Here is a 22,148-nt window from a genome sequence, read left to right as displayed (position 1 = left end):
GAGCGGAATCAATTGTAATTTTATCACAGTCATATAAGTAAATAACTTTACAAAAAAATGCAATATGTTAGACTATTCGTAACAAAACAAGTTAATATAATTGGCTGGAGAAATGGAGAAACCACAAACAACTTTTGCATTTTAGCATTAGTTTGTTTTGTGGTTTTTTGTTTACGTATTTGGAATAAAAAAAGAAGAGTAATAGGAGGAAATACAATGACTAGATTTTCAAATCTCGATCGACATGAAACAAAGAAGAAGGTTCAGCGTGAAACACTTGACTTATTAGTTATTGGAGGAGGAATAACCGGAGCCGGAATTGCTCTGGATGCTGTTAGTCGAGGCCTCCGAACGGTTGTTGTGGAAATGCAGGATTTCGCAGCCGGTACATCAAGTCGCTCAACCAAGTTGGTTCATGGAGGGTTGCGTTACTTAAAACAATTAGAGATTAAATTAGTTGCTGAAGTTGGTAAGGAGCGAGCAATCGTTTATGAAAATGGACCCCATGTAACTACACCGGAATGGATGATGCTCCCTTTTCATAAAGGCGGTAATTTTGGGCCGTTTACGACAAATATTGGATTAAAGGTATATGACTTTTTAGCGCAAGTAAGAAAGGTAGACCGTCGTAAAATGCTGTCTGTCGAGGATACAATAACTGCTGAGCCACTGATTAAAAGGGAGGGGCTTAAAGGTGCAGGATATTATGTTGAGTATAAAACAGACGATGCCCGATTAACCATTGAAGTGATGAAAAAAGCAGTCGAAAATGGGGCATATGCAATAAATTATACGAAGGCAATTGATTTTATATATAACGATAGCGGAAAAGTGGTTGGAACTGTTGTGGAAGATCAACTTAATGGTGAAAAGCATGAAATTTACGCTAATAAAATAATAAATGCTAGTGGTCCATGGGTTGACACATTACGAGAAGTGGATGGCTCCAAGCAGGACAAAGAATTGTTTTTAACAAAAGGTGTGCATGTCGTTTTTTCAACCGCTGTTTTTCCTTTGCAACAGGCGGTTTATTTCGACGCACCAGACGGACGAATGATATTTGCTATACCAAGAGATGACAGAACATATGTCGGCACAACCGATTCAGGCTATGATGGAGATATTGCGCATCCGATGGTTACTGAAGATGACGTTGATTATTTGCTAAATGCTATAAATTATATGTTCCCTTCACTGAATATCACTCTAGAAGATGTTGAATCGAGTTGGGGGGGATTACGTCCATTAATCGCTGAAAAGGATAAAAGTCCGGATGAAGTTTCACGTAAAGACGAACTATTCATTTCTGAATCAGGTTTGTTTTCCATAGCGGGTGGTAAGTTAACTGGCTATCGAAAAATGGCGGAAGAGGTAGTGGATAAAATAGTTGCTCAATTAAAATCGGAACAGGGTGTTATATTTTCTCCTTCCTGCACGAAAAACTTACCGATTTCGGGCGGGGATGTCGGTGGTTCACAAGGTTATACGGACTATATGAAGCGGAAACTGTTTGAAGCAGAAATAATAGGGATCCAAGAAGCAGATGCACATCAAATTCTACAGTTATATGGTTCCAATGCAGATAAATTATTTATCATTTATAATGAACATAAGACAAGTGCGCTAGAGGAGAATTTAGAACCGATTGTTTTGACGCAGTTAATTTATGCCATTGAATATGAAGCCGCGTATACACCAGCCGACTTTTTTGTACGGCGGACGAGTGCATTATTTTTCAATATTGACTGGGTCAGGAAACATCAACATCGTGTAATTGATTATATGGCAAAAGTCTTCAATTGGGATCGAAAGCAAAAAAATCAATATAAGGAAGAATTGGAAATCCTCTTAACTGAAGCAGTACCTGCAGTTAAGTAACCGAACTTGTTTCGTACGATGATTGCCATTAAAGGAAAGGGGGTTGACTAGACCAATGAACGGAAAAATACTTCCAGCTGTATCGAGCATGAAAGAATTTGAAGCCTTTATAAAAAGTGACTACGATGTTGGAGTTTTTCTAGAATTACATATTGGTCAATTAAAAGCCGTCAATAACTTAGCAATGAAGCATGGCAAACGATTGATTTATCATGTTGACCTTATTCATGGCATAAGAAGTGATGATTATGCTACAGAGTTTCTATGTCAGGAATACCGTCCATATGGTTTAATATCGACAAAAGCAAATGTCATTTTAAAAGCGAAGCAAAAAGGAGTAATTGCGATCCAAAGGGTTTTTTTACTGGATTCACATGCACTTGATCATAGTTACAAGCTGCTGGAAAGGACGAAACCCGATTATATCGAAGTATTGCCCGGGGTAATGCCGACAGTAATTGAGGAAGTGAGAGAACAAATAGATACTCCTTTACTTGCTGGTGGGTTTATTCGTACTGTTGCAGATGTGAACAATGCATTGGCAGCTGGAGCGTACGCGGTTACTACATCCAAAAAAGAATTGTGGAATTATTTTTCTGAATAGTTCTGTAAATATGATTATAACAGGGTGAAATTGCTTCATGAACTGTTAAATATACTGTGAAATAAGGGAGGAAATACGAATGGAAACGTTTATTTTAGCGCTAGATCAAGGAACGACGAGCTCAAGAGCAATTTTGTTTAACAAAGCAGGTGAAGTCGTTCAGATGGCTCAAAAAGAATTTCAACAACACTTTCCGCAAGCAGGCTGGGTGGAGCATGATGCAATGGAAATTTGGGATACGATGCTGCAATGTATAAAACAAACATTGAAAAAAGGAAATCTTCATCCCGGACAAATTGAGGCGATTGGCATTACGAATCAGCGTGAGACAACCGTAGTATGGGATCGCTATACAGGTGAACCAATATATCAAGCGATCGTTTGGCAATCAAGGCAAACAGATGATATTTGCAATGAACTACGTGAAAGGGGTTACAATGATTTATTTAACAAAAAAACCGGCTTATTAATTGATGCCTATTTTTCGGGAACAAAAGTGAAGTGGATACTTGACCATGTAGATGGAGCAAGAGATAAAGCGGAAAATGGAGATCTGCTTTTCGGAACAATGGACACGTGGATTGTTCATCAATTAACGGCGGGGAAAGAACATATTACCGATTATTCAAACGCTTCCCGTACATTAATGTACAATATCCATACATTATCTTGGGATGAGGAATTATTGAAAATTCTTGATATACCAAAGACGATGCTTCCGGAAGTCAGATCGTCTTCGGAAATTTACGGAACGACAGATGAAAGCATACTACCAGGGTTTGAAATTCCCATTGCAGGCATTGCAGGCGATCAGCAAGCTGCATTATTCGGTCAAGCCTGTTTTGAAGCAGGGATGGCTAAAAATACATATGGGACTGGTAACTTTATGTTAATGAATACTGGTGAAAAAGCAATTCAATCCGACAACGGGCTGTTAACAACCATTGCATGGGGACTTGATGGGAAAGTGGAGTATGCGCTAGAAGGCAGCATTTTTGTAACCGGTTCCGCTGTTCAATGGCTGCGTGATGGGTTGGAACTAATTGAGACGTCATCACAAAGTGAAGAACTGGCAACAGCGGTTGAGAATACAGCAGGTGTGTATGTAGTGCCGGCATTTGTCGGATTAGGTGCACCTTATTGGGATAGCAATGTACGGGGGGCTATGTTTGGTATTACCCGCGGAACGACAAAAGAACATATAGCAAGAGCGACATTGGAATCAATCGCCTACCAGACGGTTGATGTTGTTGATGCGATGCTGGCAGACTCACAAATTGAATTTAAAAAGCTGCGTGTAGATGGAGGCATGGTGAAAAATGATTTCTTAATGCAATTTCAGAGCAACATGCTTGGGGCAACGGTAGAACGACCGGTCATTAATGAAACAACAGCTCTTGGGGCTGCTTATTTGGCCGGGTTGGCCATCGGGTATTGGAAAAATAAACATGATATTATAGAACAGTGGAAAATAGATCAATCCTTTTATCCGGAATGTACTAAAGAAAAAAGAGAAACGTTATATACGGGATGGAAAAAAGCTGTGTATGCTGCACAATCCTTTACGTGAAACAATCCACAAATATTTATTGAAGTAATAAAGCAAAATGCTATTAATAACAACTTGAATCTCCTATAATGAATGTTGGTGCCTGGTATCCGCAAGGGGGATGGATTTGCAAAAAACAAGCAATAAAGCATGCGAAAAACCTAAAATAATTTCATTTATACCTGAAGGCGATTTTTACTTTTCACAAGGCGTCGAATCTTTTCGCCAGGGGAAATTTAAAGTTGCAGTTAAGTGGCTTTTAAAAGCAATTGACAAAGTGCCTGATGATCCTTTATATCATAGCCAATTAGCTGTAGTTTATGCTGAAATAGGTAGTTTTGAGGAATCCAATCAGTTGCTGCAATCGATTATAAAAAAATATGGTGAAAAGTATATTGATTGTCATTATTTACTAGCAAACAATTATGCTCATCTAGGAATGTTTCATACAGCTAGAAAACATGCACAAATATATCTTGATCATGAACCGGAAGGAGAGTTTAGGGAGGAAGTAGAAAGCCTGCTTGAACTGTTCGAAGATGAGGATATCTTCCAATCGGAAACGGATGATGAATTTTTACGCTATCGAGAACGTGTATCCGCGTATATGGAAGATCGATGTTGGAAAGAAGCATTAATACTCCTGGAAGAAATGCGCGAGCTTTATCCAGATAACCAATTAACAAAGCACCAATATACTACCGCCTTATTTTATTCCGGCGAACGAGATGCGGCCATTGACGAAGAACTGAAGCTGCTTCTTGAAGACCCATTATCGATTACGAGCTATATGAATTTATCCGTATATTTTTATGAAATAAATGAACAGCAATCATTTCTGTCAATGACTAATGTTTTACGAAATGTATATCCTATTAATGAGGAAAAGAAACTGCAGATGGCCATTACTTTGTCTAAAACAGCTCTTTATGACGAGGCGTATGCGCGGTTTTGCTTAATAAAAAATCCAACGGTTAAAAATCAAATTTCTTATTATAGGTGGTTTAGTTTAGCAGCATATCATGCCGGGAAAGTTGAAATAGCAGATACCATTTTTAAAAAAGGGTGCCAACATTACCCTAATTTAAAAGCAGAAGAAAAATGGCGCTAATTCTTGAGCATAAAATTAGACGAAAGCAGTCGATTTGGTATATCCTATATAAGGATAATAAGATAATAATTATTATTAAAAGATCATTAATCTAATAAAAGATTATACTATAGAATAGAAAGGGCGAGAATAATGTCAGAAGAACGTATATATGATGTAATTATAGCAGGTGCAGGACCAGCCGGTATGACAGCTGCGGTCTATGCATCACGTGCCAATCTGGATACGTTAATGATTGAACGAGGTGTTCCGGGAGGACAGGTGGCAGATACAGAAGATGTTGAAAACTTCCCTGGTTTTGAACATATTTTAGGTGCCGATTTATCGAATAAAATGTTTGAGCATGCGAAAAAATTCGGTGCCGAGTATGCTTATGGAAATATTGATGGGGTAGAAGATCACGGCGATTATAAGATTATAAAAGCCGGTAATAAAGTGTATAAAACAAAAGCACTTATTATTACGACCGGTGCACAGTATAAAAAACTTGGAATTGACGGAGAATCTGAATTAACAGGACGCGGAGTATCCTATTGCGCAGTCTGTGATGGTGCATTTTTTAAAGACAAAGAACTTGTTGTTATCGGCGGAGGAGACTCAGCTGTTGAGGAAGGGATTTATTTAACGCGCTTCGCGAGCAAGGTAACCATCGTTCACCGCAGAGATGAATTACGTGCGCAAAAAATTATTCAGGAGCGTGCTTTTAATAACAAAAAAATAGAATTCATTTGGGATACGGTTGCTGAAAAAATTAATGGGCCAGATGGAAAAGTAAGTTCAGTTACGCTTCGTAATGTGAAAACCGATGAAACTTACGATCATTCGATTGATGGGGTATTTGTTTATATCGGATTGGTACCATTAAGTGAACCATTTAAATCCCTCGGAATCGTTGATGAAGAAGGGTACATTCCGTCGAATGAAAATATGGAAACTAGTATACCAGGAATTTTTGCAGCCGGCGACATTCGCGAAAAAGAGCTAAGACAGATTGTCACTGCTACCGGTGATGGGAGTATCGCAGCAGAAACAGCGCAAAAGTATATTGAAGAGTTATCCGAAAAATCTAAAACAGCAAAAACTACGTAAAAATGACAAGAAAGTAATTGCATTTTAACGAATTTGTAACACATTAGAAACAAAAATAGTGTATAATATAATTAAACTAATTGACCCCCTTTAATAAATTAGTTGTTTTGCACAGGTGCATGTTACCTGTGCTTTTTTTTGGTTGTAATTCTAACAGTTTTACATTTGCACTTAGGATGCTGATGAGGGTCGAAGTCCCCATATCGTCTTTTTCGGTAAGATCAATTGCAATAACTGGATATACATAAACCCAATTCCTCCCCGATTTCATAATGATGTTTCTTTTCTTTGCAATGCTGTATAATAAGAGTAGAGGTGATTATGTCGTGCAAAGGGTAACGAACTGCATATTAATAAGTAATCACAATGTTTTACTTTTGAAAAAACCTCGGCATGGATGGTATGCAATTCCCGGTGGAAAAATGGAGCAAGGGGAAACGATAAAGGAAGCGGTAGTCCGCGAATTCTGGGAAGAAACAGCATTGAAAATAAGCCGACCGAATTTAGCTGGCGTTTTTACGTTTACCATTGAACAAAATAAGAAAATTGTACGTGAATGGATGATGTTTACATTTATCGCCCATCATTATGAAGGACAGCTGACGGCATATTGTGAAGAAGGAGAACTGGAATGGGTTCCTTTGGATCAAATAAGTAAATTACCGATGGCCGAGGGCGACTATACGATTTTTGACAAGCTATTAAATAATACAGCCGTTGTAACCGGATCGTTTACGTATACAGCAGACGATAAATTGCTTCAAGTTCGAATGGAAGAGCATGAAGGAGGCCTAGCATGAGAAATACTGAAGGAGAAACCAAATTAGTCATCATTACGGGAATGTCCGGAGCAGGTAAAACTGTTGCAATCCAAAGCTTTGAAGATTTAGGATATTACTGTGTTGATAACTTGCCACCTACACTGCTCCCGAAATTTTTGGAGCTGATGAAAGATTCAACAAACAATATTACGAAAGTTGCCCTCGTTATCGATTTACGCGGCAGGGAATTCTTTGATTCATTATTTGAAGGTTTGGATTTTCTTGGCAATCAAGACTGGCTGGACGAACATATCCTCTTTTTAGATGCAACCAATGAATCGCTAGTTAGTCGTTTTAAGGAAACGAGACGCTCTCATCCGCTAGGGGATGGTGGTCTCCCGTTAGAAGGCATTAAACAAGAAAGAGAAATATTGGATGAGTTAAGAGGTAGGGCGCACAAAATAATTGATACAACAAATGTAAAGCCACAAAAGCTTCGTGAGAAAATTGCTGACATTTATCGAGAGGATAACCAGGTAACCTTTTCAGTGCACTTCGTTTCCTTTGGCTTTAAGTATGGAGTGCCTATCGATGCAGATCTAGTTTTTGATGTCAGGTTCTTACCGAATCCACATTACGTAGCCCATATGCAACCATTGACAGGTATGGATAAAGAAGTATCCCAATACGTATTTAAATGGTCGGATACACAAAAATTTAATGAAAAAGTGCTTGATCTGTTGCAATTCATGCTGCCCCAATATAAAAAAGAAGGGAAGTCGCAGCTTGTCATTGCTATTGGTTGTACCGGGGGGCAACACCGGTCCGTCGCACTAACTGAACATTTCGCTAAACAGCTAAGCGACAATTACAAAACGCATATTAGTCATCGTGATATTCATAAAAGAAAGGGACAATAATATGGATAGCGAAAAAAACCCGCGAATCGTCGTAATAGGTGGCGGTACTGGGATGCCGGTTTTGTTGCGTGGACTAAAAGATTTACCAATTGAATTAACAGTACTTGTAACAGTTGCAGATGATGGTGGAAGTTCCGGTCGCCTGCGGAAGGAAATGGAAATGCCCGCCCCCGGAGATATTCGTAATGTAATTGCAGCACTTTCCGAAGTAGAACCAACACTGATTGAACTTTTTCAGCACCGATTTTCCAGCAACAACGGTTTATCAGGCCATTCGATGGGCAACCTTTTATTAGCTGCGATGACGGCAATAAGAGGAGATTTTAATAATGGGATTAAAGAAATTTCTCGTATTTTTAACGTTAAAGGTAAAATTTATCCGATATCTAATGACAACTTATTATTGCATGCAGAGATGACAGATGGTTCCATTGTATCGGGCGAATCAAATATTCCACTCGTAAACAAACGAATAAAGCGTGTCTTTTTAAGCCCGGAGCCATTAAACCCGCTTCCAAATACGATTAAAGCAATTGAAAGCGCTGATTTAGTCGTTATTTCACCCGGAAGTCTTTATACGAGCATTTTACCAAATTTGATTATTCCGAGAGTTGAAAGAGCAATTCGAGAAACGAAAGCAAAAGTTGTCTATGTTTGTAATGTCATGACGCAGGCAGGAGAGACGACCGGATATACCGCAACTGACCACGTGAAGGCTATTACTGATCATATTGGAGACGATACGATTGATGCGGTTGTCGTTAATAATAAACCGATTGCAAAAAAGGTTAAAGACGTTTATGCGGAAGAAAATGCAAAGCCGGTTATTTATGATACGGATCGTTTGCTTGAGATGGGTATCCAAGTTATTGAAGGAGATATCATCGATCATTCCAAATTAATGCTGCGTCATGATAACAAAAAAATAGCCAAACTACTTTATTCAATTATACAGGACAAATAAACGTTTAATGCTTATTGAACCGCGAAAAGGAGGGTGTACATTGTCTTTTGCTTCTGAAATAAAAAAAGAATTGACGAGTATACCTGTAGACACTTGCTGTAACTATGCAGAGTTGGCGGCATTAATTCGTATGAATGGTGTGTTATCATTATCAAAACACGGTTATACACTTGATGTTCAAACGGAAAATGCTGCAATAGCTCGACGGATTTACACATTAATTAAATCAGTCTATTCATACCCGGTAGAGTTGCTTGTACGAAAGAAAATGAAGTTGAAAAAGAATAACGTGTATATAACAAGGTTGAAAAGTAATGTAGATGATTTATTAATCCAGTTGAATATATTATTAGAAGGAAAAATATTTAACCGCAAGATTTCAAATAATGTATTGAATAAAAAATGCTGCAAACGGGCGTATTTGCGCGGTGCATTTTTAGCTGGAGGTTCGGTTAATAACCCAGAAACATCTTCATACCATTTAGAAATATTTAATTTATACGAGGATCATAACCTGTCACTTAGCCATTTATTAAACGACTTCGATCTACGTTCACGGGTTTTACAGCGAAAAAATGGATTTATTGTTTATATGAAAGAAGCGGAAAAGATAACAGAGTTTTTAAGTATTGTCGGTGCACATAACGCGTTATTTAAATTCGAAGATGTGCGGATTGTTCGCGACATGCGGAATTCCGTCAATCGACTCGTTAACTGTGAAACAGCTAATTTAAATAAAACAATCGGTGCGGCATTACGGCAAGTGGAAAATATACAATACATTGAACACACAGCCGGACTTGAAATTTTGCCTGAAAAATTAAGGGAAATAGCTGATGTACGTGTAAAACACCCGGATGTTACGTTGAAGGAATTGGGAGAACTTGTTTCCAGTGGCAAAATCTCAAAGTCAGGGGTCAATCATCGACTAAAAAAAATTGATGAAATCGCTGAACAGCTCAGGAGCGGCGGAAAGGTATTAGAAAATTGAGAACTTTAGATGGTGATAGTTTCTTTTGTGTACTATACATGATATAATAGCTGTAATTTCCGCCAATAGCAAGTTCATTGAAATGTACATATGAATTTGCTGGAACAAGATATACTGATTTACGTTGTCCATGACGTATTAACCTTAGTAGAAGAGCATTTATTATATCTACTTCTTACTGGACTTATTGAATAATCATTATATATATGGCAAGTTAAATTAATGAATTATCTAAAAATATGTGAGCGCTTACGACAGCAATGGAAGAAAGGATGATTGGATTGGTTGAAAAATCAGTGGAGGTAGAACTGGATACCGGATTGCAAGCGAGACCTGCTGCACAATTTGTGCAAGAAGCAAATCGGTTTACATCTGATTTATTTCTTGAAAAAGATGGAAAAAGAGTTAATGCAAAAAGTATTATGGGTTTAATGAGCCTGGCCGTTGGAAGAGGGGAATCCATTACGTTAATAGCGGATGGCCCAGATGAAAGCAGCGCTTTGGAGCAGCTTATTTCCTTTGTGTCCAAATCATAAAATGAGAATCAAATAATCGATCGAGCATATATAAATACTCCCTTGCATCTTATGCAATAAGGGAGTATTTTAGTTCATATGAAGGTGTAAAATATTAAACTCAAAGTAAGAGCTCGTAGTTATTTACGCAATCTTGGTTTGTGTTAATTCAATGAATTGTTAATTACTGGTTTATTTTTCTTCCTTTTTTTCCAGTATTTTGTCGATGAGTCCATATTCCACAGCGCGATCGGCAGACATGAAATTATCACGATCTGTATCAGCTTCTATCACATCAATTGGCTGTCCTGTACGATCCGACAGAATTTGATTAATTTTTTCGCGCATTTTAATAATCCGTTTTGCATGAATTTCGATATCGGTTGCTTGCCCTTGTGTACCGCCTAGTGGTTGGTGTATCATGACTTCACTATTTGGCAAAGCATACCGTTTACCTTTTTCTCCGGCTGCCAGTAGAAATGCGCCCATGGAAGCGGCCATACCTGTACAAATCGTAGATACGTCAGACTTAATAAATTGCATCGTATCGTAAATAGCCATTCCTGACGAAATAGAACCACCAGGTGAGTTAATGTAAATGGAGATGTCTTTATTCGGGTCTTCTGCTTCCAGAAAAAGCAGTTGTGCAACAATGGAATTGGCGACATTGTCATCAATCGCACTGCCAAGCATAATAATACGATCTTTTAATAAGCGTGAATAAATGTCATATGCGCGTTCACCGCGATTTGTTTGTTCAATAACTGTTGGAATTAAAACCATGTGTAAATCCTCCTTTAAGTCACTCTAAATTCCCAAATGGGTATAATTTTATATTAACTAAATGGTCAATAAAGGTCAAACAAAAAGTTTATCTATTATAGAACATATCCAACATCTTACCCTTATTGATAAATTAATAAACGTCTCTTTTCCTCAAACAGTAGCTAATACGTCATTGTTTGAGTAATTCAAGTATACTGCATGCAGAAGAAAGTACAAACAAAAAGTGATTGAAAGGAAGAAAAAAATAAAAGTAGTAAAAGTACTTGTATATATAAGATAGTGACGTTATAATATCGTATGTACGTCATTTAAAAACTATGCGCTCGTAGCTCAGGGGATAGAGCATTGGTTTCCGGTACCAAGAGTCGGGGGTTCAAATCCTCCCGGGCGCGTAAACATTGATATGGCAACGTTTATAATGTTTTTGGAACTCTTGCAGCTTATTCAAAAAAATGAATAACTGTATATTTCGTTACACGTATAACCGTGCACTACATTGAAGTAAAGCCTTCTGAAAAGTAACCTTTCAGAAGGCTTTATGTGCTAATAAATTGAGTTTGGACCTCGGCTGTGTGCTAGTTAGATGTCTCATATGGAAAACAACATTCATATCTGGTTCACTATATTTTAAGAGATGCTTCGTATATTTGCACGTGTACCATTTAGTCCGTATGTTCCTCATGATTGTTGTCTCCATGATTATGTTCTCCATGTTCATGTTCTTCATCTTTTTCACTGTTATCTTCTGACGTTTTGCCGGTACCTACTGTAATCTTCTTTTTCGGCATCGTATGCAAGTCTCGTGCTGTAGTATGGGCGTAAATGGAATAAACTCCATCCTCTTCGAACGTTACTTCAGCTGTATACGTTCCGTCACCATTATTTGTTGATTCCACTGTTGTGCTATTATCTTCATCGTCGCCCAACCAGTATTCAAAGTTGACTTCTTTGGCATCTTCGACAAATTCTTCTCCGTAAGTAACTGTCGCTTTTAATTCAACCGTCTCATTAGAGTCTGCGGTTTCCGGTAATTCAAAATCTACTTCAAGTGCTGCTAATTCCTCTTCATTCTCTTCTGATTTATTAGTTGAATTATCTCCGCAAGCTGCTAATAAAGCAATTACTAGGATGATTCCAATTGACCAAAACTTTTTATACATGTTTGTTCCCTCCATTTTTATTAGCGGTTACTGAACTCGCTTTAAATCTTCCACAATTTCATCTATCGCGTCTGCTTCCGTCCCACTGTAAAATTTCAATATATTACCGGAAGGGTCAATTAAGTAAAATCTTGTGCCGTGCATTACTTGATCATCACCAGGTACTGGTTCTTGTAACATTGCTTTAAAAGACTTAATTGATAACTCTTTGATTGCTTTAAAATCATAACCAGTTAAAAACGTCCAATTGTTTAAATCGGCATCATACTCATTCGCATATTCTTTCAAGACTTCCGGAGTGTCCCGTTCAGGGTCTACACTTAATGAAACAAGATGAGCATCAAGGTCTTTTTCCTTCAGTTTATCCTGTAATATTTTCATATTGCTCGTCATGGGTAAGCATACCGTCGTACAATTTGTGAAAATAAGATCAGCAACCAACCATTCTCCTTCAAAGTCTTTTAAGTTTATTTGTTCATTATCTTGTGTTACCGCTTCAAAATCGGGTATAGATTCCGACATATTCGTTTCAATTTCTTGCTGACCGCAAGCAGAAAGCAATATAATTAAAATAAGTAAAGATGCTGAAATAACTTTCTTCATTTTTATCAACCTTTCCTATTACTTTTGACTGCAATGATCATTCATTTTATTTAAAACAACATTCATCGCTTCCTGAAATGGATAAACATGCCCACCAAATCCTTTTACAAATTTATATGCATGTTCTTCCCATTCGAATGCAAGTACTTGTGGCTGACAACAGCCCATATCTACCGAAGTGTCCGTGACAAACCAGGATTTCGTTGCACTAATTGTTGTCTGTCTTATAAAATCCTGGCAAATTGCTTGAATGTTTTCTTCTTTCCATTGCTGGTGACGAAGTAGCCCACAATGGACACAACAAGCAACTTCAATATCATTATTTGGCAAAATCAAACGGTAGGCCATTTTTACATGAATTCCACGGCTACACAAAATACATACGTCCGAATTTGCTTTTACTTGTTGTTTATGTAGGAGACTGATTCCGCCAAAAGTTTTTACAATGATACCTTCATCTACTAATGGCTTTAAGTCACGATGGATCGTCATTTCGGACACACCAAACGCTTTGCTTAGCTCCGATATTTTCAGGTTTTCTTTTTCCAAGATCAACTCTTTAATGCGATGTTGTCGAGCGATCGGTAACATTTGCTCCCTCCTTGCCAGTGTTTCAACTGAACAACCTATAACATATTATAACATTTATATTGTCTTCGTTACCGTTTGATGATTGAACGTTGTGTGAAAGATATGTGACAATTATTCAATAGAAATGATCTATTATGGGGGATGAACTATGGTTAGGCCTTGACATTTAGTTTTGAAAAAGGGGAATCGGTGGTCTAATATTACGAAAATGGAAAGTACAAACAATAAACAGATAGTGATGATTTTCATTATAATCGTTTAAAAGTAGGTATATGGCTTATACATTCCCTGGCTAAATGTCATAGGATACTAGTGAAGTAATAAGGAAAGGGGATAAGAAATGAGACACCATCAAAAGCCGCATTGGAACTGTCAAAAACCAGTGAAAGAAATTGTTTATCCTGTAAAAGAGAATATGGTTCATTGCTGTTCCGAGGAAACAGTAAAACATGTTCATCCAACGCATACAACCGTTATGAATCATCATCTAATAAAAAACGAGCATGTATATCCACAGACAACTTCTTATGGGAACACTGTAAATGAAGTGAATGTAAATGGAGCCCCTGGGCCTGGTGGTCAGGTCGCTGGAGCAATGAGTCCAGGAATGACGGGTATGGGTCCAAACGGCCAGGTAGCTGGAGCGATGAGTCCGGGACATTCAGGCATGGCACCAGGCGGTCAAGGTCATGGAGCGATGGGACATCATGGAATGATGGGGAAACATCACTGCAAACACCAACCACCTAAGTGGTGCTAAACAAAAAGAGCAGATATACCAATCTTAAGTAGTTCAGTTTCAGCGTATAATAAGCTGATTTATACGCTGAAATGGACTGCTTTTTACATATGTTATAGACAATAAAAAACAAGACAGAAGTTTTGTCGGTAATGAGTGGAACCGGATTGAGACTAGAAATGTGTTAGAATGTATAACGGTATCACTCTTAACTCAAACAGGGTGCAAAATAGAATTACCTGTTTAAGGAGGACATGCATTATGGCATGGCTTTATGTATTATTCGCGGCGATCGTGGAGGTTTTCTGGGTGATTGGTTTGAAATACTCAGAGAGTCCATTCGAATGGCTCGGAACGATTATTGCGATTGTCTTTAGTTTCTATTTCATCATTAAAGCGTGTGAAACATTGCCATCCGGAACCGTTTATGCGGTATTTACCGGATCAGGTGCAGCAGCTATTGTGCTTATTGATTTTTCGATTTTCGGAGCCGATTTCTCTATCTCTAAAGCGTTGTTCATCGCACTTATTATTATAGGTGTCATTGGCATTAAAATGACAACGGATAATGAAGAAGCACAATCGAATGAACAAAGAGAGGAAGGAGAAGTTTAATGGAGTGGATTTTTTTGATCATTGCAAGCTTCGGCGAAATATTTGGTGTTATGTTCATTAGTATGTACGTACGGAATAAAACAATCTTTCATCTTTTAATGATTGTTGTTTCCATGGGGTTTGGATTTGTTTTTCTGTCCCTTGCAATGAAAAGCATTCCATTGGGAACCGCCTATGCAATTTGGACCGGACTTGGTGCTGCCGGGGCGGTTATCATGGGTATTATATTTTTTAAAGAATCAGCAGGCTGGAAAAGAATGCTGTTTTTAACATGTATTATTGCGGGTGCAGTTGGTTTGAAAGTGATGGAATGAACCTTTCATGACTGAAGACAGCTTTATTACTTGAAAAAGCCTATATATATCGGAATGTTGTCCGCTTTTGTTTGAAATAAAATGTCAATGCAAATAAATCCCTCTCGATAATTTCACCTATTCATATTATAATAGAATGAAGGCGATTTCAGTAAGTCAGTCCAAGGGGGAAAAATCATGGAATTGGTACTCCAACAAAAACAAACATTAAACCTTGTTATGACAACTGAATTAAGACAGGCGATTGAGCTTCTGCAATATTCAAATTATGAACTACACCAATTTTTACAAGAAAAAGCACTAGAAAATCCATTAATTGAGTTAATTGAAAAAAATACTGACTTTTCCTATGAAAAAAAGCGATCAGTAGGAAGGTCAGCTGATGATGTGCCAGATCCAGCAGAATTTGTTGCAAGTGACGAACAGGGCATGCGTGAAAAATTAATTGATCAGGCAAAATGGCTTGATATGGAACAATCTGAATGGAATTTGCTGAGATACCTTATACTTAATCTTGATGAGAACGGATATTTGCCGCTAAGTGATGCTGAGATTATGGAACAGCTTGCGTTAAATGAAATGGAATTAAAGCGCGGATTGCAATTACTGCACCAATTGGAACCGGCCGGAGTAGGTGCAAGAGATCTACAAGAGTGTCTATTACTGCAAGTGGAACGTCTTTATCCGGAAAAAGCACTTGCTAAAAGTGTAATCGAAAATTACTTGGAGCAGTTGGCCGATAAAAAGTGGCAAGAGATTACAAAGGCATTAAATATTTCAATGACAGAATTAAAAACAGCATATACATTTATTCAGACATTGAATCCAAGACCGTGTTCAAATCTTTCCAGTTCTTCCGTTGAATATTTACATCCTGACATAATTGTGGAAGAAGATGGTGAACACTTCAATATAGCTTTTAATGATAACTATTTACCGGAAATCCGGTTTAACAATAATTATTCCAATTTGATTACGAATAAACTGCCTACTTACGTTCAGAATCAATATAAAAATTACCAATGGTTAAAAAATAGCATCGAGCAACGGAGAACAACGATATTGAAAATTATGCACGTCATTCTTGATAGACAGCTTGGATTTTTTCGACAAGGCTTCACTGCACTCCAACCATTAACATTAAAAGATGTTGCGAGTGAAATTAATATGCATGAATCAACGGTCAGCAGGGCAACAGCAAATAAAGTAATTCAAACGTCTAAAGGTTCGTTTGATTTACGTCTTTTGTTTTCTACAAAATTGAACGCGGATAGCGGAAGTGAAGCATCACAAACAAAAGTAAAGCTCCTGCTGGAGGAACTCATCAAGCAGGAAGACAAATATAAACCGTTGTCCGATCAAAAAATATCAGATCATTTTAAAGAAGAGAAAGATATTACTGTCTCCAGGCGTACCGTAGCGAAATATCGTGAAGAGCTGAACATACCTTCCTCGAGTAGACGCAAGGAATTGAAAATATAAAATGCTTCAGAGGGGTTTATCTTCCTGTGAAGCATTTTTTTTAGGAATTACACAATAAGCTGTTTGAATGTCACATGTTATTTTCGTTGAGACTATCTTCAAACATATCAATAATATGAAGAAATCGATCTGCTTCACGAAAGACGTGATCTGCAAGTAATGGATGAATATTACTTTTCAGCTTACAGCTTTCGATGAGTTCTGCTGCTGTTTTCTTAAAGGTACGCAATGATTTTACAGATACTCTGTTTTGATCGAGAAATTGGTCTAATATCGGCACCGTTTCTGAATGTGGACGCATGGAATCTAGATCAACAGCCTGATAGACGAGTTCGTCAAAGTCATGACTGAATTCACGTGCTTGATCGACTAATTTTCGTTCAGACGGGTCAAGAAGATGCCCGATGAACTTGGAATGGTCTGCCATAATGCGCAAGAAAAACACATTTTCTCGAATAATTGTTTCTGGTAATGGAACAAGCTTTCCTTCATTTAAATCTTTCAATCGTTGTGCAAAATAAGCTGCTTCCCGGCTCGTATGATCTAATAGCAGCGGATAGTTATTGGAGTATATTTCAGAACGCAGTGTCAGTCCAAGGACTTTTCGTTTATATCCCCAAATGGCAGTAGCTGCTTCATATACTTGAATGTTGAATTTAGCTACTTCTGCTGGATCAGAAGTTTTTGAAAATGAACTTAGTTCTTGTTCAATTCGTTCGAATAGGTCAATAAATTGTTGTGCTTCTTTTATTAATCTATCATCATTATAACTAAAGCCGAGACTTAAAAACAGGGAGTGTTCCTTCATGATTCTTGACCAAAACGTGATCTCATCCAATGAATTAACAACAAACTTTGAAATAAAAATCCCTCCTTTATAATAGGTATATCAATCTATATTTATGTTGATATAGTTTGTCTAATGCCTATTTGTGGAGGTGGGAATATAATAATTTTATTGTATTACAGATTTTTTGTGAATAAATCAAATCCAAGTGCGGTTGCGGACCCAAAAATGAGTACCCATAAAGCAATGCTGATTGTCATCCAGATGATCATTGGTTTTTTATTTGCTCCTAAGACTAGCCCTATAAATGCTGCTATATGTGTTCCTATTAAAATAGGGCCTAAGAAAGCAAGTCCTGGCAAACCATATTTATTCCAGCTTTTCACAGCTCTATTTCCTCGTTTTGAATAGCTTGTTTCTTTTTTTCGTCGTCGTTTAAACCACAGCTTCACTTTCTCAATACCAAAAACTAGAGCAAGAACAGTGGTGAGATTACCTAAGAATGCAACTACCATAACCCAAAAAGGCGAAAGCCCCATAACAATTCCGATTGGTACAACGAGCGCTACTTCAAGCCATGGGATAGCAGCACCTAAAAAAATAAGCGTATATTCGAGTAAGATAGTAATCAACCTCCTCCAACGGAACGATTCCAATACTTAATATTACTAGTCTCCAAATCGAATAGCAATGAAAGGCTACACACAAACTAAAGCTATTCCTTCGATAAATATACGTAAATGTTTGATAGCGAGCAATGAAGTTGGAAATTCACTCCTGTAGACTGCTATACTGGAGAAGATAAGCAATTGGCGGCTGGATTGTCATGCCAATCGTGTTTAAAAGTATATTTTAAAATTGTATCTTTACTATGAAATCAGGTGAAACGTTGGGAAAAGTTTATTTACTATTACTGCTCGTTATGATTCTTTGGGGGTTTAATGTATCTGCAATAAAAGTACTCGTTACGAATATTGACCCGCTATTTTTAACTTCTGTACGTATTTTTACAGCTGGAATATCTGTTTTAATGATCTCTTATTTTATGAAAATATTTCGACTTCCGACAAAGAAAGAACTTTTGGTTATCGGTTATATTGCAATTTTTAATGTTGTATTTCATCATTCATTCATGGCAATCGGGCTGACACAAACTTCAGGTGTCAATGCCGGGCTAATTGCAGGTACGTCCCCGCTTGTTACAATGGTGTTATCCATTTTACTGCTGAACGATCGTGTTACACGTATGCGCGTAGCAGGATTTGTGTTAGGATTTATAGGAATTGTCGTGACATCTCTAACAGGTTCTGATGGGGTTACATCAATATCTATGGGGGATTTGTGGATATTTTTGTCTATACTAGTGCAAGCATTCAGTTTTATTCAAATTAGTAAATTAACTCCGGATTTTGATCCTAGATTACTAACTGGCTATCTGCTCATTTTTGGATCAATATTTATTTTTGTGTTTAGTTTAATTTTAGATTCGGACGTTACCCAAATAACTGCGCTCTTTTCATGGAAGCTTGGTTTAGTCTTTTTATTTAGTGCTGTATTATGTACGGCGTTCGGACATATGACTTACAACTTTGCTATAAAAAATGTTGGCCCTGCAGAAACAACTATTTTTATTAATTTGAACACATTTTTTGCACTGGTTGGAGCAGCTCTCTTTTTGGGCGAATCGATTCTCATTAACCATTTCTTTGGGTTAATCCTTATATTTTGTGGCATATTTATCGGTTCTGGTACATTGGAATATGTACTGAACAAAAGAAAAATGAGAAAAGCGAATGTACGAATGAGCAAATGATGAAAGGTGACAAATATGATGAACATAAAAGAGTTTTTAGAACATAAACCTCCTTACATATGTGCGCCAATTACAGGAAGGTCATCGGATGAAATTAAGGATCAGTTAAAGGTCATTGTAGGTGAAAAGCCAGACTTAATCGAGTGGCGAGCAGACTTTTACAATGACTTATCGAATGAAAATAAAGTGCTGACCACTATAAAATCTATAACGGATACAACAAACATTCCGCTTCTATTCACAATTCGTTCAGAAGTAGAGGGGGGCGAGAAGTCTTCATTGAATGAAGAGGAAAAAGTGGCCCTTATTTGCTCCGTGTGCAAAAAGAGTGCTGTAACCTTTGTTGATTATGAAGCGTTCCACGATAAGGAATTCATAAACAGAATTAGAGAAGTCACCATGGATAATGATAAGCTGTTAATTTTGTCTTATCACAATTTTAAAGAAACACCCGATAATCATGAACTATTGGAACGGTTGAAAAGAGCCGTTCTATTGAAAGCTGATATTGCCAAATTAGCTGTTATGCCACGCGATAAGGAAGATGTCTTTAGACTATTGGAGGTAACAAGAAAAGCGGATCAAGCAATACATATACCGGTCGTCACCATGTCCATGGGGGATATTGGCCGAATTAGCCGTATGGTTGGCTGGATTTATGGTTCGAAGATTACTTTCGGTTCGGGAGTCCACAGCTCCGCGCCTGGACAAATCCCTTTACATAAGTTAAGGCAATACATTAACCAGACGAAGCGATTAACGGGAGAAAGTGAATGACCGTAAAAATTGAAGCCGTCTCCCATTAAAGATGTAACTGGCGAATAAAGTTGTATAAATTTGTGCGTATAGCTGTCTAACATCGACGTACAAATTTTTTCGATGGGACGAAAGCGTAGCTACAGTCTCAGGATGAGCTAGTGCAGATCTTTTCGGTGGGACGAGCATTCACGCGCACTCAGCCCCAAGATGTTGCGCTTTTAGCCTGAGAGGACGCTTGCGCTTTTCTTTAGGAGAACAAGGTAGATTATATAAGGGTGGCTAAGCTACTTATGTGAAAGATCTATCAATCAGTTCTTATCGAAGTTCACATTTCTGTTGGCCCTTGCTTCATTAAAATTGGCAAAATTCTTTGCAAGACAGTACTCATCAGCGGTTTGTAGAAAGTTTATTTACGAAGCAAAAAAACAAATTAAATAATAGGGATCACTAGCGTTGCATAAATATGTTTAGATTATTCAGTAAATTACTCATTTCCCTTTAAGACAAAAAAGCAAATAGCCTAATAAAAGTGGCACTGTCCATTTGGTAAAATTATACATTTAATACTTGGATACAACGACAACATTTGTTTAAATTCAAGTAGGCGCCAAGCTTTTGAAACGCTGCGTCCATATATATGACGGTTTCCACAAGGCAGCCTTTAGCCAGCGGCTAATACGGAGCAATGATTTTTTGCTTTCTGTCTCTAATTGAATAAGTACATGCAGGCAATAAGTAATCAAAGCTATGTAAATTTGATTTTGTAATGCCGTTTCGCTCATGCCGTAAAAATGCTTGATTTCTACATGTTGTTTAAGCCACTTGAAAAATAACTGTCGGGTAAAGAACTGGCGCGGTATCTTGTTTGACCCGTTTCCAGCTCCTCCCCATAAGAACTGCTCGTGAGGTTTTCCCTCAAGCAGCTCACCCCGTAATCTTCATCAAAAGGGTTATGAGACCTATCAAATAGTAGACACTTTCATTGGTATCTCCCGGCATTTCCAAGGGGACGAACCTTCCAGTCCCAATAAAGCCCTAGTATGCCATAGAGGTACCCATTACTCCATCTCTGCCATCCGATGCTACGCTTTCTCCTTCGTTTTCTTCTTGTAAGCAGGGTTCTAATTTTCATCTCTGTGTAGTCACGTATTTCACTAAATGCACGGCTGGAGTTTCCAACTCGGAAGTAATTGACCCATCCGGCAAGAATTTGATTGATTTGCTTGACGATATCCTCCGCCGGTTTCGCTCCTCCGTTTTGGATGACTTCTCGAATTTTTGCTTTTAGTGCCGTGCGTGTTTTCTTTCTTGGTGTCATCATGATGAAATACCCTGTTCTTTTTCGGTTTGGAAGCCGCCTTAGGTCAAAACCTAGAAAGGCAAATGATTCCCCTTTGAGGACGTTGACCATCCGTGTTTTCTCCACGTTAAGTTCCACTCCCAAAGGTTCGAGGTTCTCCCAGAGTCGCTTGAGGGCTAAATCTGCCCATCCCCGTTTACTGGAATGACCGCTCACCGTAATCACTATATCATCGGCAAACCGATGATAGTTCACCGCCTCATAGTTGCCATCCGCTGTTTTACGTCGGATGGCATCAAACGCCCAGTCCACATCATTCAGATAGATATTTGCAGCTAATGGAGAAAATGGTCCGCCTTGCGGTACGCCGATTTTCCCTGTTACTTTTATTACCTGTTTTATAAGATGCATAACCTGTGGATCTTGGATGCGTTTTGCTATTTTCCCTAGCAATATATGATGCCTTATTGTATCGAAATAGCGAGACAGATCAACATCAATGACTGTCGTCATACGACGCAATACACTTCGTCGTACTTCTGCCAGCGCTTGATGCGGTGAACGGTTTGGGCGGAAACCGTACGAGTTTGGGCAAAAGTCTGTCTCAAAGATGGCTTCCATGATAAGTTTCAACGCGCCCTGTACTACACGGTCTCGGATAGTTGGGATTTGCAGTGTTCGCATCTTTCCGTTTGCCTTCGGGATGTCTACTTTCCGATTCGATTGCGGTTGGTACGTTCCTTCTTGGAGTTCTTCTTGAATGTTTTCCAAAAACGAGTCAACACCTTCATGTTCCACATCGTCAAAGCTCTGTCCG

Annotated in this window: 23 protein-coding genes, 1 tRNA gene and 1 pseudogene; 17 read left to right on the top strand and 8 right to left on the bottom strand. The window is 38.1% G+C overall.

The window, feature by feature from the left end; genetic code table 11:
- Nucleotides 1-216 precede the first annotated feature (216 nt).
- The 10 genes from ACLIBG_RS11385 (at nt 217) to ACLIBG_RS11340 (ending at nt 10,403) form a co-directional block, all read left to right on the top strand.
- On the top strand, nt 217-1,878 hold the full coding sequence (locus ACLIBG_RS11385) for a glycerol-3-phosphate dehydrogenase/oxidase (RefSeq protein ID WP_439312881.1): 1,662 nt from the start codon (nt 217-219) through the stop codon (nt 1,876-1,878).
- A gap of 55 nt (nt 1,879-1,933) precedes the next feature.
- Nucleotides 1,934-2,482 (top strand): glycerol-3-phosphate responsive antiterminator, encoded by a 549-nt coding sequence (locus tag ACLIBG_RS11380; RefSeq protein WP_439312880.1) that lies wholly within the window; start codon nt 1,934-1,936, stop codon nt 2,480-2,482.
- Nucleotides 2,483-2,561: 79 nt separating this feature from the next.
- Nucleotides 2,562-4,052 carry a glycerol kinase GlpK gene (glpK, locus tag ACLIBG_RS11375; RefSeq protein ID WP_439312879.1) on the top strand — a complete coding sequence of 497 codons (1,491 nt, stop codon included), beginning with the start codon at nt 2,562-2,564 and terminating at the stop codon, nt 4,050-4,052.
- Between the two features lie 106 nt (nt 4,053-4,158).
- Entirely contained in the window at nt 4,159-5,142 is a 984-nt protein-coding gene (locus ACLIBG_RS11370; protein ID WP_439312878.1) for a tetratricopeptide repeat protein, read from the top strand.
- Nucleotides 5,143-5,274: 132 nt separating this feature from the next.
- Nucleotides 5,275-6,231, top strand: coding sequence for a thioredoxin-disulfide reductase (trxB, locus tag ACLIBG_RS11365; RefSeq protein ID WP_439312877.1), 957 nt, complete (start codon nt 5,275-5,277; stop codon nt 6,229-6,231).
- Nucleotides 6,232-6,557: 326 nt separating this feature from the next.
- The gene (locus ACLIBG_RS11360) at nt 6,558-7,031 is read left to right on the top strand and encodes an 8-oxo-dGTP diphosphatase (protein WP_439312876.1); all 474 of its coding nucleotides are present in this window, start codon (nt 6,558-6,560) and stop codon (nt 7,029-7,031) included.
- Nucleotides 7,028-7,912: an RNase adapter RapZ gene (gene rapZ, locus ACLIBG_RS11355; protein WP_439312875.1), complete on the top strand. Its 885-nt coding sequence runs from the start codon at nt 7,028-7,030 to the stop codon at nt 7,910-7,912. Before ACLIBG_RS11360 ends, rapZ begins: the two co-directional genes overlap by 4 nt.
- A 1-nt stretch (nt 7,913) precedes the next feature.
- Nucleotides 7,914-8,876 carry a gluconeogenesis factor YvcK family protein gene (locus tag ACLIBG_RS11350; RefSeq protein WP_439312874.1) on the top strand — a complete coding sequence of 321 codons (963 nt, stop codon included), beginning with the start codon at nt 7,914-7,916 and terminating at the stop codon, nt 8,874-8,876.
- Between the two features lie 40 nt (nt 8,877-8,916).
- A complete protein-coding gene (gene whiA, locus ACLIBG_RS11345) occupies nt 8,917-9,867 on the top strand; it encodes a DNA-binding protein WhiA (protein WP_439312873.1) in 951 nt (316 codons plus the stop codon).
- A 281-nt stretch (nt 9,868-10,148) separates the two neighbouring features.
- A complete protein-coding gene (locus ACLIBG_RS11340; RefSeq protein WP_439312872.1) occupies nt 10,149-10,403 on the top strand; it encodes an HPr family phosphocarrier protein in 255 nt (84 codons plus the stop codon).
- A 171-nt stretch (nt 10,404-10,574) separates the two neighbouring features.
- On the opposite strand, the gene clpP is transcribed toward ACLIBG_RS11340, so the two are convergent.
- Nucleotides 10,575-11,165, bottom strand: coding sequence for an ATP-dependent Clp endopeptidase proteolytic subunit ClpP (gene clpP / locus ACLIBG_RS11335; RefSeq protein WP_439312871.1), 591 nt, complete (start codon nt 11,163-11,165; stop codon nt 10,575-10,577).
- Nucleotides 11,166-11,487: 322 nt separating this feature from the next.
- Between clpP and ACLIBG_RS11330 the strand changes: the two genes are divergently transcribed.
- Nucleotides 11,488-11,560, top strand: a tRNA-Arg gene (locus ACLIBG_RS11330).
- Between the two features lie 270 nt (nt 11,561-11,830).
- Here the strand turns inward: ACLIBG_RS11330 and ACLIBG_RS11325 are convergent.
- Genes ACLIBG_RS11325 through ACLIBG_RS11315 form a run of 3 tightly spaced genes read right to left on the bottom strand, consistent with a single transcriptional unit; the run spans nt 11,831 to nt 13,522 of the window.
- Nucleotides 11,831-12,328, bottom strand: a complete 498-nt coding sequence (locus ACLIBG_RS11325; RefSeq protein WP_439312870.1) for a FixH family protein — start codon at nt 12,326-12,328, stop codon at nt 11,831-11,833.
- A gap of 27 nt (nt 12,329-12,355) precedes the next feature.
- The gene (locus ACLIBG_RS11320; RefSeq protein ID WP_439312869.1) at nt 12,356-12,931 is read right to left on the bottom strand and encodes an SCO family protein; all 576 of its coding nucleotides are present in this window, start codon (nt 12,929-12,931) and stop codon (nt 12,356-12,358) included.
- Nucleotides 12,932-12,949: 18 nt separating this feature from the next.
- Nucleotides 12,950-13,522 carry a DeoR family transcriptional regulator gene (locus ACLIBG_RS11315; RefSeq protein WP_439312868.1) on the bottom strand — a complete coding sequence of 191 codons (573 nt, stop codon included), beginning with the start codon at nt 13,520-13,522 and terminating at the stop codon, nt 12,950-12,952.
- Between the two features lie 340 nt (nt 13,523-13,862).
- Here ACLIBG_RS11315 and ACLIBG_RS11310 point away from each other — a divergent pair, with 340 nt between their 5' ends.
- From ACLIBG_RS11310 to rpoN, 4 genes are all read left to right on the top strand, one after another.
- A complete protein-coding gene (locus ACLIBG_RS11310) occupies nt 13,863-14,282 on the top strand; it encodes a spore coat protein (protein WP_439312867.1) in 420 nt (139 codons plus the stop codon).
- 240 nt (nt 14,283-14,522) lie between these two features.
- Nucleotides 14,523-14,876 (top strand): DMT family transporter, encoded by a 354-nt coding sequence (locus tag ACLIBG_RS11305; protein ID WP_439312866.1) that lies wholly within the window; start codon nt 14,523-14,525, stop codon nt 14,874-14,876.
- On the top strand, nt 14,876-15,190 hold the full coding sequence (locus ACLIBG_RS11300; protein ID WP_439312865.1) for a DMT family transporter: 315 nt from the start codon (nt 14,876-14,878) through the stop codon (nt 15,188-15,190). The genes ACLIBG_RS11305 and ACLIBG_RS11300 overlap by 1 nt, the downstream gene beginning before the upstream one ends.
- Before the next feature lie 177 nt (nt 15,191-15,367).
- A complete protein-coding gene (gene rpoN / locus ACLIBG_RS11295) occupies nt 15,368-16,672 on the top strand; it encodes an RNA polymerase factor sigma-54 (protein WP_439312864.1) in 1,305 nt (434 codons plus the stop codon).
- Nucleotides 16,673-16,742: 70 nt separating this feature from the next.
- Here the strand turns inward: rpoN and ACLIBG_RS11290 are convergent, their stop codons facing one another.
- Together ACLIBG_RS11290 and ACLIBG_RS11285 are read right to left on the bottom strand one after the other, a co-directional pair.
- Nucleotides 16,743-17,540 carry a DUF2935 domain-containing protein gene (locus ACLIBG_RS11290; RefSeq protein ID WP_439312883.1) on the bottom strand — a complete coding sequence of 266 codons (798 nt, stop codon included), beginning with the start codon at nt 17,538-17,540 and terminating at the stop codon, nt 16,743-16,745.
- Nucleotides 17,541-17,635: 95 nt separating this feature from the next.
- The gene (locus ACLIBG_RS11285; protein WP_439312882.1) at nt 17,636-18,082 is read right to left on the bottom strand and encodes a small multi-drug export protein; all 447 of its coding nucleotides are present in this window, start codon (nt 18,080-18,082) and stop codon (nt 17,636-17,638) included.
- Nucleotides 18,083-18,348: 266 nt separating this feature from the next.
- Here ACLIBG_RS11285 and ACLIBG_RS11280 point away from each other — a divergent pair, with 266 nt between their 5' ends.
- Together ACLIBG_RS11280 and aroD are read left to right on the top strand one after the other, a co-directional pair.
- On the top strand, nt 18,349-19,272 hold the full coding sequence (locus ACLIBG_RS11280; protein WP_439312863.1) for a DMT family transporter: 924 nt from the start codon (nt 18,349-18,351) through the stop codon (nt 19,270-19,272).
- A gap of 18 nt (nt 19,273-19,290) precedes the next feature.
- Nucleotides 19,291-20,049: a type I 3-dehydroquinate dehydratase gene (aroD, locus tag ACLIBG_RS11275; protein WP_439312862.1), complete on the top strand. Its 759-nt coding sequence runs from the start codon at nt 19,291-19,293 to the stop codon at nt 20,047-20,049.
- 578 nt (nt 20,050-20,627) lie between these two features.
- Here aroD and ACLIBG_RS11270 read toward each other — a convergent pair.
- Nucleotides 20,628-20,867 (bottom strand): annotated as a pseudogene (locus ACLIBG_RS11270) (IS4 family transposase); the annotation flags it as partial.
- 143 nt (nt 20,868-21,010) lie between these two features.
- A partial coding sequence (gene ltrA / locus ACLIBG_RS11265; RefSeq protein WP_439312861.1) for a group II intron reverse transcriptase/maturase occupies nt 21,011-22,148 on the bottom strand: 1,138 nt, incomplete at its 5' end.

Origin of the sequence: Virgibacillus sp. W0181 (assembly GCF_051846915.1) — a bacterium.
Lineage (GTDB): Bacteria > Bacillota > Bacilli > Bacillales > Amphibacillaceae > JBPYCR01.
This window is presented reverse-complemented; position numbering and strand designations above follow the sequence as displayed.